Below are 17,318 nucleotides of genomic sequence, written 5' to 3' on the forward strand. Positions count from 1 at the left end.
AGCGTGGGAGGGAGAGGGACGAGGGAGCCGGGTCAGTTGGTGTGGCCTCGGACGTCGAAGTTCTTCATGCGATCCAGCACCCGGTCGGCGGTGGGCTGGATCATCTCGTCGACGAGGCGGCCGTCGGTGAGGAAGACGACCCGGTCCGCGTACCCGGCGGCCACCGGGTCGTGCGTCACCATGACGACGGTCCGGCCCAGCTCGCGCACGGAGTCGCGGAGGAAGCCGAGGACCTCGGCGCCGGCCCGGGAGTCGAGGCTGCCGGTGGGCTCGTCGCCGAAGACGATGGCGGGCCGCGAAACCAGGGCGCGGGCTATCGCCACGCGCTGCTGCTGGCCACCGGAGAGCTGGGCCGGCCGGTGACCGAGGCGCTCGGAGAGGCCGACCATGGCCACCACGCGGTCCAGCCAGGCGCCATCCACCTTGCGGCCTGCGATGTCCATGGCAAGCGTGATGTTCTCCAGAGCGGTCAGGGTGGGCAGGAGGTTGAACGCCTGGAAGATGAAGCCGATCCGGTCCCGGCGCAGCTCGGTGAGCTGCCGGTCGTCGAGCCCGCTCAGTTCGGTGCTGCCGATCCGCACGGAGCCGGAGGAGGCCGAGTCCAGGCCGGCCACGCAGTGCATGAGGGTGGACTTGCCGGAGCCGGAAGGACCCATGATCGCGGTGAACTCGCCCTCCCCGAAGGAGATGCTGACGCGGTCCAGGGCGACCACGCCGGTGTCACCGGTGCCGTACACCTTCGACAGGTCCGCCGTGCACGCGGCGATGCCGGGAGTGCCGTACGGGCCGTCGGGGGTGTGCGGGAGGCGCTGGGGAGAGAACTTCGGGGCCATGAACACTCCGACAGGAAGCGAGCGGCGGCCGCGTATCGAAACGGGCCGGGAACACTCACCATCGTCAACCTGCCCGACCTGCACGGACATCGTTCGCGAGAGCTGACCTCCGCTCCGTCGTCGGACAGGTGGAGCAAGGGGCGCACGGCGATCGGGTCCTCCTCCGGGAGGGCCGCCGGCTCTGTCGTCCGACGGAGGAAGGGCTGCCGGGGCGCGGCCACCGGACCCGCGCCGCGCCGGAACGAAGGCACGCCCCGGGACCCGCGCCGCACCGGCGGCCGCGGCGTGACCCCGGACCCGGGCCGCGCCGAAGCGAAGGCCCGGGTGCCGGGTCAGGGAACGAGGCCGGTGCGGTGGGCGAGGAGGGCGGCCTGAACGCGGCCGGGGACGCCCGTCTTGCCGAGGACGGCCTCGACGTGGGTCTTGACGGTGCCGAGGGTGATGCCGAGCCGGTTGGCGATGTCCTGGTTGGACAGCCCCTCACCGATCAGTGCGAGCACCTGCCGTTCCCGGTCGGTCAACCGGCCGATCCGCTCGTCGAGTTCGGGCGAGGCGGGTTTGAAGCCGTGGATCATGCGGGCCACGACGGCTCCGGTGACCTGCGGGGACAGTACGGAATCCCCTGCGGCCGCCGCCCGCACCGCCCGGATGAGTTCCTCGGGGCCCTCGTCCTTGACGAGGAATCCGGCAGCCCCCTCGCGCAGTGCGGTCAGGACGTTGTCGTCGGTGCCGAAGGTGGTCAGCATCAGCACCCGGGGGGAGGGGGCCAGGGCGAGCAGGGGGGCGATCGTGGCGAGCCCGTCGCGGACGGGCATGTAGACGTCCAGCAGGACCACGTCGGGGTGGTGGGCGGCGGCTTCCCGGACCGCTTGCCGACCGTCGGCGGCCTCGGCGACCACCTCGATGCCGTCCGCGTGACCGAGAACCATGCGCACCGCGGCCCGGATCATCTCCTCGTCGTCGACGAGCAGGACACGGATCGGAGCGGCGGTGCCGGTCACGGGCTCTCCCAGTGGATGCTGTCGTGCACCGTCGGAACGGTGAAGGGGTCGATGGCGATCAGTCGCCGGGCGGTGTCGAAGCAGTAGCGCACCAAGGGCAGGACGTCGGCCGGCCGGTGATCGGGCATCGGGCCGAGGGTGTAGACACAGCCGGCCGCTGCGGCAGGGCGGTTGGGTTCCCGCCCGGCCGCGGCAGCCCTCGCGCCCGGGTAGTCGGTCCGCCCGACGCCGTGGAATTCGTCGAAGGTCATGCCGATGCGGGGCTCCGGCGGGGCCGGCGGCCGTCCGGGCGAGGTGGAGTACGCGAACCCGATGCCCACCAGGATCAGCGCCGTGAGGCCGACCAGCGCCCCACCGAGCACCAGAGCCCGCATCGCCCGGCGGCTCCGTCGCCCCGCCGGGGTCGTCGACGAGACCGCGGGGGCGGACAGTGGAACGGAATTCCCGGACGACGGACCGGTCGTGGCCGGGCCCGAGGTGTGCGTGGGGAGGTCGGCGGCGAGCCGGAAGCCACCATCGGGGAGAGGCCCGGCGGTGAAGACCCCGCCCAGGAACTCGACGCGCTCCCGCAGGGCGGGCAGACCCCGGCCCGTTCCCACTCCCTCGACGGCCGCGAGCCGCTGCGGGGCGGTGTTGTGGATGACGATCCGCACCATGTCCACGTCGTGGGTGACCGCGACGGTGACCGCGGCGTCCGTCGCATACCGGTGCACGTTGGTCAGCGCCTCGCGCGCCAGACGGTGAACCGCGCGCCGGATCGGTACGCCCGCCTCCGTCGTGTCCGGCCCCGTCCACTCCAGGCGGACGTCGATACCGCCGGCGGTCGACTTGGCGATCAGTTCCTCGACGTCGGCACGCGTGCCGATCCCCTCCGTCAGCGCCCCATCGGCCTGCGTGTTCACGCCCAGCGGGTCGAGGACCCCCAACGTCTGACGCAGCTCGCGCAGCGCGTCCCGAACGGTCGTGCGCACCACGGCGGCGTCCGGACGCAGCGCGGGGGCGGTCTTCGCCAGGGCGAGTTCCAGACCGCCCACATGGAGGGAGGCCAGGCTCAGACGGTGGCCGACCAGATCGTGCATCTCGGAGGCGATCCGGGACCGCTCCTGGGTGCGGGCCTCGCTGTCGGCCAGGGCGCGCGCCCGTTCGGCCGCGTCCGCCCTCTCCCGCAGGGCCTCCACCAGCCGGTCCTCCTGCCCGAAGACCGTGCCGACCAGACCGGGTACCACCACCGAGGTCACCGCCAGCACCAGCCCCAGGGCCAAGGCGTAGGGCAGGGACGCCGGGCCGGACCACGAGGCTGCAGTGGCCACGACCGCCGAGCCGACCGGAAGGGCGGCTGCCAGGACCCAGAGCCCCACCCGGCGCCGACCGGGGAGCTGCAGGCGGGAGACGGTGTGGGCGATCGCCCCGGTGACCGGACCCAGGAACGGAAACAGCCCCGCCAGGGCGGCGGAGAGCAGAAGGACTTGTACCGGATGGCGGCGGCGCAGAGGATAGAGGACGGCGGCCGCGGCAACTGCCGCAAGCTGGACGCCCGGTCGGGGCATCACCCAGAGGGTGAGCCCCGACGCGCACACCAGGGCGGTGAACGCTGCCGCGAAGCCTGCTTCCACGACCCCGCGCCGCCACCCGGTGCCAACGGCCGCGAGGCAGGCCACAAAGACACGGCTGACCAGGGACATGCCCTCAGTATCGGTACTCGCCCCGCCCCCGGGCGTACCCCCGTGGGACGATCCGCCTCCGTCGGAGGACGGAGATCCGCTCCGGCCGGACGACCGGGGCCGACGCCGCGCCACGCCGTTCCGGCGGCCGGAGCGCCTGCCGCTGGGCACTCCGGCCGCCGCACTACGAGCATCTGACAGCAAAGAACGGGAACGGCGAGCGCTTGGCCGAGGAGTTCGGCGGCCCGGTGCCGGAGCCGATGGCGGGTGGCGGGCGGCGGGCGGCTGACGTCAGGCCCGCTGCGCGAGCAGGTCGTCGAGTTCGGCGGCGAAGAGCTGGGCGGGGTCGATGCCCATGCCGGCGAAGTGACCCGCGAGCTCCAGGGACAGGACGCCGTGCAGCCGGACCCAGAAGGTCAGGGCCCGGTGAAGGGCCGCGGGCGGGGCGGGGTGGCCGTCGGCCCAGTCCCGGTGTTCTTCCAGGTGGGCGTCGAACGGTGTCATGGGACCGTCCGGAGTGAGGGCCGCACAGGCGTCGAGCAGGGTGGCCATGATCTGGGAGGAGATCCTGGTGGTGTCCTCGGGGGCGTGGTAACCGGGCACGGGGGTGCCGTAGATGAGGAAGTAGCGCTGGGGATCCGCCAGGGCCCAGTCGCGCAGGACATGCGCCAGCCCGGCCACATCGGCGCCCGCGGCGAAGGCCGTGCGGAAGGTGTCGGCGAGGCTTTGGTACGCGTCCCGGATGAGCTCGGTGATCAGTTCGTCGCGGCCGGCGAAGTAGCGGTAGAGCGCGGGACCGCTCACGCCCATCTGTTTGGCGACCGCGTTGAGGGAGAGTGCGGGTACTCCTGCCGCGGCGATCTGCTCCCGGGCGTGTTCCTTGATCTCCGCGCGGACCTGGGCGCGGTAGCGCTCCCGTGGGGTCTTCGGATCCGGCTCCCCCACGACCCGTCACCTCCCCACTCACGTCGCTACACCTTCAAGGTTTCGTTAGAGGTTATCACGCAATGCCTTGACCCCTCACCGTCATGCCAGTTATAACCTCTAACGAACATGCAAGCCTCTAGCTGCTTCGGCGGGTGCCGTACGGGCTTCCCGCACACCGCCCCGTCCGACGACAGACATCCGCCCGACAACCAGGGCGCACACCACAGACAGCTCCCGACCGGCAACCGACAAGGGGAACACCATGCCCGGCATGCGCACCGCCCTGTTCACCGTCCCGCTCGCCCTCGCCGTCCTCGGCACCGCCGCCGCGCCCGCCGGAGCCGCCCACCACCACCCCGGCACGTCGCTCACCTGCCGCGGGGAAGGTGTCGATCCCGACGCACGTGTTCGCCACAGGACCGAGACCTTGATCCACGCGCCGTTGCGCACCGTCTGGAGGCTTCAGACGGATGTGGCGCGCTGGCCGTCCTGGCAGGACTCCGTGAAGACCGCGGAACGCCTCGACCACGGCCCCTTCCGGAGCGGCTCGGCATTCCGGTGGACGACCCCGATACCGCCCAACCCCGCTACTCCGGCAACCGAGTTGGACATCACCTCGACCGTCGAGCAGCTCAGGCCCAACTCCTGCATCCGCTGGACCGGCCCCGCGATCGCCGAGGGGCTGCGCATCGACGGCGTCCACGTATGGAACTTCACGAAGGTCGAGGGCGGCGTCCGCGTGAGCACCGAGGAAACCCACACCGGTGCCCAGGTCGACGCGGATGTGCCCACCGCGACGGAAATCCTCAGCAAGGGCCTCGAAGCGTGGCTGCACGACCTGAAGACCGCCGCCGAGGCCCGCGCCGACGACCGGCGGAACTGAACGGGCGAACCGCTGCAGGCCTCCCCGGACCAGGCCCCGGTTGGCCTGCCGGGTTCCGCCTTCGCTCCGGGGAACCCTCGGCCTCCGCCTGAGCCCGATGCCCCGGCGACACGCGTACCGCCGTCGAGCCGTGTCGCCGGGGCCGCGACGTCACGGGCCATGGCGTTCCCGCCGACGAGACGAGAACGGCGGTCCGCCCGTTGGCCTCGACCCACCGCAGGTCCGACCGGGGCCAGAAACGTGGCGCGAAGGCCACCAGGTACTTGGAGACGTGCAGGCGTCCGATGACCGGGATCTCGGATGCGCCGCGTATCCCTCCGCCGTCGGAGCAGCTGACGACGGGCGGACCGGCTGACGGACCGGCACGACACGCGGAGCGCGGGCAGCGCAGTGGGTCCGTGGTGCGGGGCGCCCGCACCAAGGGGTGCGGGCGTCCCTTGAAGGGGTCAGTGCCGGCCGCTCCGGGCGGGCTCCTTCGGTTGTTCGCTCCCGTCGGCCGGTGCGGACCGGCGGTCGAGCTTCTCGCCCTCGATGTCGACGTGCGGGAGGATCTTGTCGACCCACTTCGGCAGGTGCCAGGCGCGGCGGCCGAACAGGGCGAGGACGGCGGGGACGATGGTCATGCGGACCACGAAGGCGTCGAATACCACCGCTACGGCGAGTCCGAAACCGAGAGCCTTGATCATGGCTTCGCCGGAACCGATGAACCCGGCGAAGACGGACACCATGATCAGGGCGGCGACGGTGACGACCCGGCCGCTGTGCTTGAACCCTTCGGTGATGGCCTTGCGGGGTTCGGCTCCGTGGACGTATGCCTCGCGGATGCGGGTGACCAGGAAGACCTGGTAGTCCATGGCGAGGCCGAAGACGATGCCGACGGTGAGGATCGGCATCAGGCTCATGATGGGACCGGTGGCTTCCAGCGCGAAGAGGTCCTTGAGCCAGCCCCACTGGAAGACGGCGACGACCGCGCCGAACGAGGCGAGCACCGACAGCAGGAATCCGAGAGCTGCCTTGAGCGGGACCAGGATCGACCGGAAAACAAAAATCAGGATGAGGAAGGCGAGGCCGACGACGAGCGCCATGTAGGGGAAGATCGCGCTGGTGAACTTCGCGGAGACGTCGATGTTCAGGGCGGTGGTGCCGGTCACCAGGGCTTCGGCTCCGCCGGTACGGGCCTGGTCGTGGGTGACCTCGCGGATGTCGTGCACGAGGGTCCTGGTGGCGTCGCTGGAGGGCGCGCTCTTGGGGACGACCGAGATGATCGCCGTGTCGCCGTCGGGGTTGAACGCGGCCGGAGTGATGGTGGCGACCGCCTTCATGTCCTTGATGCGGTCGCCGAGTCCAGTGGCCGCGGTCCTGGCCGCAGCCGGGTCGTCGTCGCTGACGACGAGGGTGAGCGGGCCGTTGAAGCCGGGGCCGAAGGATTCGGCCAGCATGTCGTAGGCCTTGCGCTGAGTGGTGGAGGTCGGCTGCGAGCCGTCGTCGGGCAGCCCGAGCTTCAGCTCGGTCACGGGCAGGGCCACGACCGCCAGGCCGAGAACGGCGACGACGAGGACCTTCAGCGGGCGGCGCAGGATGAAGTCCGCCCACCGCTCTCCCAGTGGCCGCTTGCCGTCCACCGCGTGCGTGGCAGGGGCGTTGTGCTGCTTGCGGGCGGCACGTCCGCGGGCACGCTCGGGGGCGAGGGCGAGCAGGGCCGGCACCAGCGTGACGGCGACGAGGACGGCGATGGTCACCGCGCCGGCCGCTGCCAGGCCCATGGCCGTGAGGATGGGCAGTTCGACGATGGTGAGACCGGCCAGGGCGACGATGACGGTAAGTCCGGCGAAGACGACGGCAGAGCCCGCGGTTCCGTTGGCACGGGCGGCTGCCTCCCGTGCGTCGTGGCCCTCGGAGCGTTCGGAGCGGTAGCGGGAAACGATGAACAGCGCGTAGTCGATGCCGACCGCGATGCCGAGCATGGAGGCCAGGGCCGCGGTGCTGCTGTTGAGATCGAGGGCTGCCGCCAGGGCGGTGATCGCGCTCGTGGTGATGCCGACGCCGATCACGGCGGTGAGCAGGGGCATGCCGGCTGCGGCCAGCGAGCCGAAGGTGATCACCAGGATCAGTGCGGCCAGGACGAAGCCGATGGCCTCGCTGGACATGCCGGGTTCGGCCGGGGCGAGCGCGCTTCCGGACGCTTCGACGGTCAGACCCCGGTCCCGGGCGTCGTCGAGGGCCTTGTCCAGGTGGTCCCGGTCGCCGTCGGTGAGGTCGGTGGCCTTGCCCTTGTAGGTGACCTGTGCGTAGCCGGTGGACCGGTCGGCGCTGATCGCCTGGGTCCGGAACGGATCGGTGACCTGGGCGATCCTCGGGGAGGACCCTTGCACGTCCTTCAGGAGTTGAGTGATCTCCGTCTGCCGGGCGCTGCTGGTGAGCTTCTCCCCGTTCGGTGCCCTGATGACGACACGGGCGGTGGCGCCCTCGGCGTCGGCCGCCGGAAACTTGTTGCCGAGCAGGTCGAATGCCTTCTGCGCTTCGGTGCCGGGCAGGGTGATGCTCGCATTGGTGCTGCCGCTGCTGTTGGCCGCCGCAGCGCCCACGGCGCCGAGCAGGACGACCCAGAGCAGCAGGACCAGCCAGCGGCGCTCGAAGGCACCGCGACCGATCCGGTGCAAGAACGTGGCCATGGGAAAACAGACTCCGAACGTGAGAAGAGGGGAACTGGACCGGGCTCGTCGCCCGGTGGCTCATCCCGCCCGCTGCGGGCGCAGCCGGCGGGAAAGGGCGCCGACACCGGCGGCGACGAGCGGGTGGGTGCCGGTGATGCGGGGCGTGGACGGTCCGAGCGGCACGTCGACCGCGGCGGCGATGTCCCCGGACGTACGGATGCGGCCGGCCCTCGACAGGTCGGTCTCGGGTGGTCCCAGGACGTCCGAGCTCATCGTCGTGACCGCGCTTTCGTTGTCGTGGTGATCTCATCGCCCACCGGCGATGGGGGGCGGGGACCGTCGCCGCTCGCCAGGTCCCCGCCCGTCGTGCCGGGCGCCGTCCCCACAGGCTCGGCACGCGTTCCCCGGCCCCGCTCGTGCGTCGGGGCCGAAGGCAAAACGGCGCCGGGCCTCGGGGGCGGGCCCGGCGCAGTGGTTTCATCCTCCACCGGCCCGGAGCACTGCCACGTCAGCCCTGCGTACGGTCTGTGACACGCGTTGTCGGCCGATCGGCCGACAGCTTTCGACCTGCCGGGGTTCCTAAGCTGAGAACGTGGACTGGAAACTTCCGTTTTCGCCGGGGGTACGGCACCTGATCGCGGGGGCCGCGCTGGTGGCGCTGGCCCTGACGTGGCTGGCCGATCTCGCGCTGCTCTTCCCGGAGCCGAGGAACGGGACGGCGTCCGCCATGCCGGCGACGAACTGGCTCAGCGTGTTCGTCACCGGACCGCTGGCCACACTTTCACTGGTCGGCAACCGCCGGCTGCCCTCCCTCGCCCGGCGGGGCGTGCTGGTCGCCGCCATGTCCATGGCGCTCAGCTGAGCGTGCTTCTCGGTACCGCAGCAGTGGCCCACCTGGGGCTTCCTGGAAGCGATGGCCCTGCTGTTCCTGGTCATCCTGGTCCTCGCCCAGGTCCAGCCCACCAGGACGGCGGCCCTGACCGTCGCCGCCCTGGTCCTGGCCCTGCTCATGTTGCCCCTGCGCGACCAATCCCCGCACACCTTCGTGAGAGGCACGTACGTCCTCACCATCGCGCTCGCCGTCTGCGTGCTCCTCGGCTGTGCCATCCGTGCGCAGGAGGCCCGCCGCCAACGTGCCGTGCACGACGTGCGCCAGGCGGAACGGCTCGCTCTCGCCCGCGACCTGCACGATCTGGTCGCCCATCACATGACCGGCATCATCGTGCAGGCCAACGCCGCCCGCACCATCCACGCCACCGCCCCCGACAAGGTCGAACCGATCCTGGACGCGATCGCCCGTGCCGGCACGGAAACCCTCGAATCCATGCGCCGCCTGGTCCGGGTCCTGCGCGAGGACAACCACGCCGCCCTGCGCCCCGGCGACCTGATCGCAGAACTCGGCAGCCTGGTCCTCGACTTCTCCCGCCGCAACCCCGAGAGCCCGCCCGCCCGTCTGGACGTCACCGCCGCGGCCCGCAACACCCGGTTCAGCCCGGAAATCGAAACCTCCGCCTACCGAGTCGTGCAGGAAGCCCTCACCAACGTCCACCGCCACGCGCCCGGGGGACGCGCCTCCATCCACGTGGACGCCGATTCCGACTGGCTGCACGTCACCATCACCAACACCACACCCCGGCACCGGCCCGTCGGCCCGGCCGGAGGACACAGCGGCCTGGGCCTCATCGGCCTACGAGAACGCGTTCAAGCTCTCGACGGAACCTTCCGGGCCGGGCCCGTCGACGGCAAGCGGTGGCGGGTTGCCGCCGGCCTTCCCCGCCACCCGGCCCACGAGACCCTCTGACCGGCTGTGCGGTCGTGCCCACGGCCCGATCACCGGCAGGACGTGACCACACCGTGCTCCCACGCCCACGCCGCCACCTCGACCCGGTTGCGGACACCCAGCTTGGTCTGGATCCGGCCCAGGTACGTCTTCACCGACGACAGGGACAGGAACAGCTCGTCGCAGACCTCCTGGTTGGTACGGCCGACCGCGACCAGCCGCACGATCTCCGCCTCCCGGGCGCTGAGCCCCGCCTCATCCGCCCCGGCCCGCCCGCCGCCCGTGGCGGGCCAGTCGCCCAACCGGCGCAGCAGACGCACAGTGACCACCGGCGACACCAGGGCGTCGCCGCGCGAGGCAGCCAGCACCGCCTCCACCAGAAGTCCCGGAGAGGCGTCCTTGAGCAGAAAGCCGCAGGCGCCGAACCGCAGGGCGTCGCGCACGTAGTCGTCCTGGTCGAACGTCGTGATCACCACCACGTTCATCTGCGGATCCGCATGCTCCCCGGCCAGGATGCGGGTGACCTCCAGACCGTCCAGACGTGGCATACGGATGTCGACCAGCACCACGTCGGGGCGCAGCCGCCTCGCCAGGTCGATGCATTCGACGCCGTCGCCCGCCACGCCCACCACCCGGATACCGGGCTGGGCGTCGAGAATCATCTCGAATCCGGTGCGCACCAGTTCCTGGTCGTCCGCGATCACCACATCGATCAAGCCGTCAGCCACAGCCGGTTCCTATCACAGTGCCCGGCTCGTACCGGTCGGCGGGAGCCGGGACGGGAGGCCCGGGTACGCGGTCCGGGCGCGTGTCCAGCCGGCCGGGCCGAGGAGGCGGCCGCTCAGATGACCGGAGGCCGACCGAGCCGAGTCATGCGCCACACCGTGCGCCACTTCATCGGCCTGCGCGGGCCGCATGGGGTCCGTACTCCCTCCAGGAACCCGCCGCACCACGCCTTCAGGCCGGTGAGCGAGCGGATGCGTGCCAGCGTGATCCCGATCCAGACACCCAGATAGACCGGGACCAGAAGGAACGGAAGTCGGCGCCTCGCGAGCCAGACCCGGTTGCGCGCGGTGAAGCGGTGGTACACGGCATGCCGTGCCGGAGAGGTCTTCGGATGCTGAAGGACGAGGTCCGGCTCGTAGAGGATCTTCCAGTCGGCATCCAGCGCCCGCCAGGCGAGATCCGACTCCTCGTGCCCGAATCTGAACTCTCCGGCCCAGATACCGACCTGTTCGAGCATCGGCACCGAAAGAGCGTGCCCGCCGCCGAGGAAGCTGGTCACCGGACCGCGCCGCATGGGGTCGGCCGCGCGGAGACGCGGCACGTGCCGACGCTGGGTCTCCCCGTGCTCGTCCGCGATACGGAACGACACGATCCCGAGTGCGGGGTCGGCCGCGTACAGCTGCTGGACCTTGCGGAACACGTCGTCGGCGATGAGGAGCCCGTCGTCGTCGAGCTCGATGACGACATCCACCTCGCCCGACTCGATGAGGGCCTTGAGGCCGACGTTCCGCGCGCCGGGGCAGCCCGGGTTCTCCTCCAGCGGGATCTTGGTCACGTCATGGGTGACGTCGGTGAGCGGTGTCGCGCTGCCGACCAGGACGACGCGCGCGGGTGCCACGTCCTGCTTGCCGACCGAGGCGATCAGGTCGTCCAGTTCCCGCGGGCGATTGCCCATCGTGACGATGACGACTCCCAAGCGCGGTAATGACATGACGGCAAACTCCAGTGGTTGATGCGATACCCGCGATGCTATCGGCATCGCGGGACCACCTTCCGCAGTGATGTCATGAGGGAGCTCGGCCCCGGCGTGGGGCGCAGCGGTGACGGCGCGAGGGCGCGAGAGGGGCGGATGGCCGGCGGCATCCCACGGGGTACCCGATGACGGCCGTTGTGTCGTCACGTGCGCGTGGAACGATTCGTCGTGCTCGGCGAAGCACCGCGCCTGCCGGGACGGCGAGCCCGCGACGGTGTCTCATCGCCCATGGTGAGCGCGCTGAACACGAGACGACGGCGAGGTCGTGCGGGCCGATGGTGCCCGGGATCAGTTCTGGTTCACCGGCCAGGCCGCCGCCGGATCGCAGTGGTCCGGGCAGGCGAGCAAGTAGACCTCGTTGCCGAGGAACAGCCAGTAGGTATCGGCACTGATGCTGTAGGGCTGCTCCGGCCGACCGGGCCGGATGGCGAACTGCATGCCCTCGGGCACCTGGCAGACGTACACCAGATCGGCACCGCACGAACACCGGTAGTGCTCGGGGTCCTGGGCCCAGGACGGGCTGCCGCCCACCTTGAACCTCTGGGCTCCCAGTCCTCGCTCATCGGGGGTGTCGGCGAAGGGGTGCAGGACCAGCGGCAGGGCGCACACGGACGGTTCGGGCTCCGCAGCCGGCCGTGCCGCGTCGCGCTGGAGCAGCACGCGCCAGAACGGACGGGGGTAGGGCGGCTGCGGAGCGTCCCAGTACCGCGGGACCAGTCGGCCGTCGGCGGTCTCGGGTTCGGGTGCGTCGTTGTGCATGCTGCAGTGGAAGACCGAAAGGTGGTCTCCGCCGAAGGGCTCCAGGTCCGACGGCAGGTCGAGCTGGAAGAACAAGGCCATGCGAATACCGCAGAAGCACTCCGGCCACTCCTGGCCGTCGTCGAAGAAGGGCCAGCCGCCCACCGAGTTCCGCGCCGGCCGCTCCAGCGGCTCGGTTCCGATCTCGATCGCATGGGCGGGCAGCACCGCTTGTATCTTCCTCACATCAGGTTCGAGCATCCCCTCACCCTAAGCGCTGTCCCGTAATCCCTGGCGGGCGCGCGACAACCAGGCCGTCGCCACCGCGGTGGAGACGGCACCACCCGCAGGCTCCGTCCTTCCGCGGCCCCCTCCGGCCGCGGCGTCCACTTGTACGTCTCCGGCGCGGAGTCCCGGTTCGCCCGCGAGGACCTCGTGGCCGGGTTCCGTATCGCGGCGCTCGTCCCGCGAGGTCTGCCGCATGACGCTCACGGTCCCGCACCGGCCCTCGCACCGGCCCCGGCATGCACCGCCCCTTGCCGAAGTCGTGTCCCTGACGGTCCGGGCGCGTCACCACAGCCGTCCTGTCGGCCTTCGACGCCGCCCCCGTGCCGTCCCGCCTCAGCTGCTGCGGCTGCGGCTGCGGCCCGCAGCGTTCTCCGTCCGGCGGATCGCCGCGCGTCCGCCGGGGGCAACCGGCGACAGCGGGGTGTCCGGGCAGGCCGGGTGATCCCCCATCGACACCGTGACTGGATTGGTTCGCCGCAGATGCGGGCAACCTGTCGTTCACCTCTCCGCAACAGTACGACGGACGAAAGGCGTTCACAGTGCGGCAGTCTCTGCGGTACCTGTTGTTCGCGACCGGCACCGGTGTCTCGGTCCTCGCGATGGCAGCCGTACACGGCGCGACCCATCTGCCGTTACCCATCGCGCTGTACGCCGATGGCGTCATCGGCGTGTGCTGGCTCTTCGTCACCGTCCCGCTTCTTCGCCGCCGTTCGCCGGACGCACCCGACGGCGAGGCGCACGGCTCCGGCCTCCATCGCGCTGTTCGATTCTCCGTCGATGGTGAGCCCCTCGCCCGTTCCCACTGGGGCGACCGCCACCGTCACTGATCCGGCCAAACTCCCGGCACACCACTCCCGGTCCGCCCGCGCTCTGCGAGCATGACCGGCGACCCCATGCCGAGGAGCGCATTGTGACCCAGATGACCAGGACCCGTGTGAGTTCGGCCGTCATGACCCATCCCGTTCGCCTCGTCCAGGCGCAAGATCTCGCGGGCCGGCTGGGGCTCGACCGACTTGCCGTCGATCCCGATCCGCAGGGTCCGCCCTCCGCCCTGCGTACGGCTCTGGTCGCCTGGTCGGCGGCGGGTCCTGCGGCGAGTCACCACCTCGTCGTCCAGGACGATGTCGACGCGCCTGCCGAACTGCTGGAGATCGTCGCCGAATCCGCTTCCCGGTTCCCCGACGAGGCGCTGGTCTTCTACACCAACTGGCACGCCCGCAACGGTGGTGCCGCGCGCCTTGCCGCACTCGCGGGTGCCTCCTGGGTACGGGCGGTTCCCGACGAGTTCACTCCGTCCCTGGCGGTGTGTCTGCCGGTCGCGACGGCCGCCGCCTTCCGGTCGTACGCGCAGGGCAGTGCCGAACGGCACGATGACGAACTGTTCTCCGTCTTCTTCCGGGAACACGGCAGGATGGGCCTGCTCGCCGTACCGAACATCGTCGAACACATCGGTACCAGCAGCATCAACGGTCACGCGGCCCAGGGCATCCGGCTCGCGGTCTGCCCCACCTCCGCCGCCGACGCCGGCCCCCTCCTCGCCCACGGGCGCGTTCTGGAAGAGCCCGGCTGGATTCCGTACATGCGGTACGGGGAGGGGTTCATCCGGCTGGAAGGTCAGGAGCGGGGCGCCGACGGCGGTCGCGGACATCACCACTGGCGCGAGGCCCTGCCCGCGACCGGGCTCACCGAGGAGAGCATCGACGCCGCACGGGCGGCGCACCTGCCGGAGGAGCTCGCGGCTCGGGTGGCGGACACTTTCGGCAGGTCCTTCGCCGAGGAGTTGTGGACGCACTGCCTGCTGCTCGGGCGGCAGGCCGCCCACGCCGCCCGCGGCCTCGGGCCCGCCCCGGGCGGTGTGCCCGGGGCCGCGGTCGGCAGGATGCGTCGCTCGGCCATCGCCACCGCCGGGCCCGCCGGGCTGCCGCCCGAGCGACGTCCCGAGGCGGGTCCGGACGAGGTCCGGGCGATGGCTGCCCTGGCGCAGAGCGCCGTCCGCGCCGGGGAGAACCTCCCGGGACAGCCCTCAGACATCTGAACAGAATTCCCGACTCAGAAGACCAGGCCGTGTCGCCGAACTGCCGTCCGCCGTACGCCGCCTGGCACACACTCGCCTCGTTGCCGGAATCGTTCTCGCACATCCAGTACGAGGAAGATCCCCCGCCGTGCGATGCACCGCATCTGACGCCGCGCGCCGAATCCACCGGAGACCACCGGACGGCCCCTGCGACAGGGCGCTTGTCGAAGGTGGCTGGTTGTGACTCCGTGACTTGTGTTTCCATGCGGAGGTGAACTTGGAAGGCTCCGGAGTACCTGACGAGAGGCCGAACCACTGGATCCGGCAGCGGGCCGATGGTGACGTCGAGGAGTGCGTGCGAGTCCTCGCGGAGGTCCATGCGCGCGACGGCTATCCGGTGAACTGGCCCGATCAGCCGGGTGAGTGGCTGTCACACGGTCCTCTGCTGGGCTCCTGGGTTGCCGAACTCGACGGCGGCCTGGTCGGGCATGTCTGTTTGTCGCAAGGCGGCCAAGGCGATCTGGCCCCGATGTTGTGGAGCGAACGCAACGGCTCGGCGCGGGATATGGCCGCCGTGGTCAGCAGGTTGTTCGTCGCGCCGCAGGCAAGGGGACGTCGGATCGGTGCACTGCTGATCGGTCGAGCAGTGGAGGAGGCGCGGCGTCGTGGCCTGCATCCGGTGCTCGACGTCGTCGCGTCCGACACCGCGGCGGCAGCCCTGTACGAGCGGCTGGGCTGGGAGCTGATGGCCACCGTCGAGCAGCGGTGGAGTCCGCACCGGACGGTGGCTGTCCGCTGCTACACGGCGCCGTCATGGCGGGGCCGGTCATAGCCGCTCGTTGATGGCCGCGACGGGGACGGTCGCCTCGTCGAACAGGCCGTCCGGTCGCGACGCGAGCACCGCTCCGGCCCGGGAACCTCACGCCCCTCGTCGCCCGAGGAGAGGGCCTCGCCCGCGTACGGGAGGTACGCGGGCGAGGCGACAACGCTGCGGGGGACGGGGCCTTCCCCGGTCGGGCGGAGCCGGTCACACCCCCTGGGCCCGGTGGGTGATCCACACCCCGGGCTCCCAGTACGTGCCCAGGTCCTGCTCGCGGTCGACGTGGAGCGGCGCGAGCCCTCCGGGGAAGGTGTATTCCCCGGCGTCCGGGAAGGCCATGCCCGTCCAGCTCTCCCACTCGGCCACCGTCCCGCTGATCCGCGAGGAGTACGCGGACGCCGCCGCGACCGTGCCTCCCGCGCGCACCTGCGTACGGATCCACGGGTCGAACGGTGTTCCGTCGTCGCGGGTCCACGCGGCGTACCGCTCGACCGGCGTGAGCGGGTACCGGTCCTTCCAGGTGGGCCGTACGGGCACCAGAACGGTATCGAGGCCGGCGCTCCGGGCCGTGTCCGTCATCGCGTCGAGCAGGACCTTGGACAGGCCCCTGCCCTGGTGGTCCTCGGCGACCTCGATGCCGAGCGCGCAGAGTGCGCCGGGGGCGCGCCCGGCGTCCCGGTCCGCGAAGGCTCGCCGGATCGAGTCGTCGAGGCCCGGGCCGAGGTCCGCCGCGGTGCCGTCCCAGCTGCGGGGCAGCGAGCGGCCCGCACCGACGATCACCTCGTGCTCGTCGTCGTACAGGAGGAACTGGAACTCGGGGAAGTCCTCGAACAGCCGGTTCCAGTAGCCGTCGTTGATGTCGCCGTGCAGGTTGTACTCGGGCACCACGCCGGCGAACCGCTCCGGGATGCGGTCCCACAGCTCGGGCCGTTGCGTGTGACGTACGAGCGTCAGGGCCATCAGGTCCGGCTCTCTTTCGGGGTGGGGACCTCCAGGTCCCAGACGATGACGATCGGCAGTCCGTCCCAGGCGGCGCGGGCCGCGTCCGCGATGAACTCCTCGTACCCGCCGGGCGCGAGCCGTCCGTTGAACAGCGGCTCGTGGCAGGCACGCACCCGCAGGCCGGCCCGCCCGAACGCCTCCAGGTAGCGGCCCGGCAGGTGGACGTGGTTGCGGACGAACGCCAGCTCATCGGCCCCGTGCACGAACAGGCACTGTCCCTGGAGGGCAATCACGAACGGATGCAGGTCGGTGACGACGATCCGTCCGCCCGGCCGCACCACCCGGGCGAGTTCCGCGGCGCCGGGGGCGAGGTCGGCCAGATGGGTCATGGCGAGCGAACAGACGGCGAGGTCGACGGAGTCGTCGTCGAGCGGCAGCCGGTCCAGGTGCCCGACCCGGAAGTCCCCCTCCGGTGTGTTCGCACGCGCCTTGGCCAGCATTTCCGGGGACTGGTCCACACCGATCACCCGGTGGCCCCGCCCGGCGAGCACCCGGGACTGCCGTCCGGTGCCGCAGGCCGCGTCCAGGGCCACGCCCGGTGCGACGTCGTCGAGGATCGAGGAGACGACCGGCTCCTCGACCTCGATGTAGGAACTGGGCAGCGAGTCGTACACCGCCGACCAGGCCGCGTACCCCGATGCCGCATCGAGTTCGCTGACGGCGGCCCCGCCGTCCGGAAATGGCTCCCGCCCCGGCTCCGCGGAAGCGAAGCGGCGGATATCCTCCACCCTTTGCCGCAGGAATGCGTCGTCGCCGTCCACCGCGTTACGCAGCAGCGCGAGCCCCTGGATTCCCAGTACCAGCTCCCGTACGCGGAATTCACCGCTCATCTGATCCCCTCACCCATCGGCGGACGGTTCCGTCCGCTGCCGGATTTCGCCGTACCCAGGAAGTCCGGAGCGGATTCAGGGAGCATCCATCGTGTCCGAAAAAGAAGCCCGAATGGCTGGTTGGGCAC

17 protein-coding genes and 1 pseudogene are annotated in these 17,318 nt (G+C 71.1%); 6 read left to right on the plus strand and 12 right to left on the minus strand.

From position 1 onward, the window contains the following. Positions 1 to 32: 32 nt before the first annotated feature. From ACFC79_RS32295 to ACFC79_RS32310, 4 genes are all read right to left on the minus strand, one after another. Entirely contained in the window at positions 33 to 833 is an 801-nt protein-coding gene (locus tag ACFC79_RS32295; protein ID WP_376247619.1) for an ABC transporter ATP-binding protein, read from the minus strand. A 332-nt stretch (positions 834 to 1,165) separates the two neighbouring features. Then, positions 1,166 to 1,783 carry a response regulator gene (locus ACFC79_RS32300; RefSeq protein WP_376247733.1) on the minus strand — a complete coding sequence of 206 codons (618 nt, stop codon included), beginning with the start codon at positions 1,781 to 1,783 and terminating at the stop codon, positions 1,166 to 1,168. A 47-nt stretch (positions 1,784 to 1,830) separates the two neighbouring features. After that, positions 1,831 to 3,516 carry a sensor histidine kinase gene (locus ACFC79_RS32305; RefSeq protein WP_376247622.1) on the minus strand — a complete coding sequence of 562 codons (1,686 nt, stop codon included), beginning with the start codon at positions 3,514 to 3,516 and terminating at the stop codon, positions 1,831 to 1,833. 270 nt (positions 3,517 to 3,786) lie between these two features. Next, entirely contained in the window at positions 3,787 to 4,440 is a 654-nt protein-coding gene (locus tag ACFC79_RS32310) for a TetR/AcrR family transcriptional regulator (protein ID WP_376247624.1), read from the minus strand. Positions 4,441 to 4,684: 244 nt separating this feature from the next. On the opposite strand from ACFC79_RS32310, the gene ACFC79_RS32315 reads away from it, so the two are divergent. Further along, positions 4,685 to 5,305, plus strand: coding sequence for an SRPBCC family protein (locus ACFC79_RS32315; protein WP_376247627.1), 621 nt, complete (start codon positions 4,685 to 4,687; stop codon positions 5,303 to 5,305). A gap of 166 nt (positions 5,306 to 5,471) precedes the next feature. On the opposite strand, the pseudogene ACFC79_RS32320 reads toward ACFC79_RS32315, so the two are convergent. The 3 genes and pseudogenes from ACFC79_RS32320 to ACFC79_RS32330 form a co-directional block, all read right to left on the minus strand. Further along, positions 5,472 to 5,645, minus strand: a pseudogene (locus ACFC79_RS32320) (RNA polymerase subunit sigma-24); the annotation flags it as partial. A gap of 106 nt (positions 5,646 to 5,751) precedes the next feature. Next, positions 5,752 to 7,977 carry an MMPL family transporter gene (locus ACFC79_RS32325; protein WP_376247630.1) on the minus strand — a complete coding sequence of 742 codons (2,226 nt, stop codon included), beginning with the start codon at positions 7,975 to 7,977 and terminating at the stop codon, positions 5,752 to 5,754. A gap of 60 nt (positions 7,978 to 8,037) precedes the next feature. Next, positions 8,038 to 8,232, minus strand: coding sequence for a hypothetical protein (locus ACFC79_RS32330; RefSeq protein ID WP_376247633.1), 195 nt, complete (start codon positions 8,230 to 8,232; stop codon positions 8,038 to 8,040). Between the two features lie 319 nt (positions 8,233 to 8,551). Here ACFC79_RS32330 and ACFC79_RS32335 point away from each other — a divergent pair, with 319 nt between their 5' ends. Beyond that, positions 8,552 to 8,821 (plus strand): hypothetical protein, encoded by a 270-nt coding sequence (locus tag ACFC79_RS32335; protein ID WP_376247635.1) that lies wholly within the window; start codon positions 8,552 to 8,554, stop codon positions 8,819 to 8,821. A gap of 51 nt (positions 8,822 to 8,872) precedes the next feature. Next, positions 8,873 to 9,760: a sensor histidine kinase gene (locus ACFC79_RS32340; protein WP_376247638.1), complete on the plus strand. Its 888-nt coding sequence runs from the start codon at positions 8,873 to 8,875 to the stop codon at positions 9,758 to 9,760. Between the two features lie 29 nt (positions 9,761 to 9,789). Here the strand turns inward: ACFC79_RS32340 and ACFC79_RS32345 are convergent, their stop codons facing one another. The 3 genes from ACFC79_RS32345 to ACFC79_RS32355 form a co-directional block, all read right to left on the minus strand. Next, positions 9,790 to 10,401, minus strand: coding sequence for a response regulator (locus ACFC79_RS32345; RefSeq protein WP_376247736.1), 612 nt, complete (start codon positions 10,399 to 10,401; stop codon positions 9,790 to 9,792). A 179-nt stretch (positions 10,402 to 10,580) separates the two neighbouring features. Then, the gene (locus ACFC79_RS32350; protein ID WP_376247641.1) at positions 10,581 to 11,456 is read right to left on the minus strand and encodes a glycosyltransferase family 2 protein; all 876 of its coding nucleotides are present in this window, start codon (positions 11,454 to 11,456) and stop codon (positions 10,581 to 10,583) included. Positions 11,457 to 11,786: 330 nt separating this feature from the next. Continuing rightward, positions 11,787 to 12,497 (minus strand): hypothetical protein, encoded by a 711-nt coding sequence (locus ACFC79_RS32355; RefSeq protein ID WP_376247644.1) that lies wholly within the window; start codon positions 12,495 to 12,497, stop codon positions 11,787 to 11,789. A gap of 566 nt (positions 12,498 to 13,063) precedes the next feature. Between ACFC79_RS32355 and ACFC79_RS32360 the strand changes: the two genes are divergently transcribed. The 3 genes from ACFC79_RS32360 (at position 13,064) to ACFC79_RS32370 (ending at position 15,370) form a co-directional block, all read left to right on the plus strand. Beyond that, positions 13,064 to 13,351: a hypothetical protein gene (locus ACFC79_RS32360; protein ID WP_376247646.1), complete on the plus strand. Its 288-nt coding sequence runs from the start codon at positions 13,064 to 13,066 to the stop codon at positions 13,349 to 13,351. Between the two features lie 92 nt (positions 13,352 to 13,443). Continuing rightward, positions 13,444 to 14,559, plus strand: a complete 1,116-nt coding sequence (locus ACFC79_RS32365; protein WP_376247738.1) for a hypothetical protein — start codon at positions 13,444 to 13,446, stop codon at positions 14,557 to 14,559. A gap of 334 nt (positions 14,560 to 14,893) precedes the next feature. After that, positions 14,894 to 15,370: a GNAT family N-acetyltransferase gene (locus ACFC79_RS32370; RefSeq protein WP_376247649.1), complete on the plus strand. Its 477-nt coding sequence runs from the start codon at positions 14,894 to 14,896 to the stop codon at positions 15,368 to 15,370. 195 nt (positions 15,371 to 15,565) lie between these two features. Here the strand turns inward: ACFC79_RS32370 and ACFC79_RS32375 are convergent, their stop codons facing one another. Next, positions 15,566 to 16,318, minus strand: coding sequence for a GNAT family N-acetyltransferase (locus ACFC79_RS32375; RefSeq protein WP_376247652.1), 753 nt, complete (start codon positions 16,316 to 16,318; stop codon positions 15,566 to 15,568). Further along, positions 16,318 to 17,190, minus strand: a complete 873-nt coding sequence (locus tag ACFC79_RS32380; RefSeq protein ID WP_376247654.1) for a class I SAM-dependent methyltransferase — start codon at positions 17,188 to 17,190, stop codon at positions 16,318 to 16,320. Before ACFC79_RS32380 ends, ACFC79_RS32375 begins: the two co-directional genes overlap by 1 nt. Between the last annotated feature and the right edge of the window lie 128 nt (positions 17,191 to 17,318).

The sequence above is a fragment of the Streptomyces sp. NPDC056061 genome (assembly GCF_042266885.1).
In the GTDB taxonomy this organism is placed as follows: domain Bacteria; phylum Actinomycetota; class Actinomycetes; order Streptomycetales; family Streptomycetaceae; genus Streptomyces.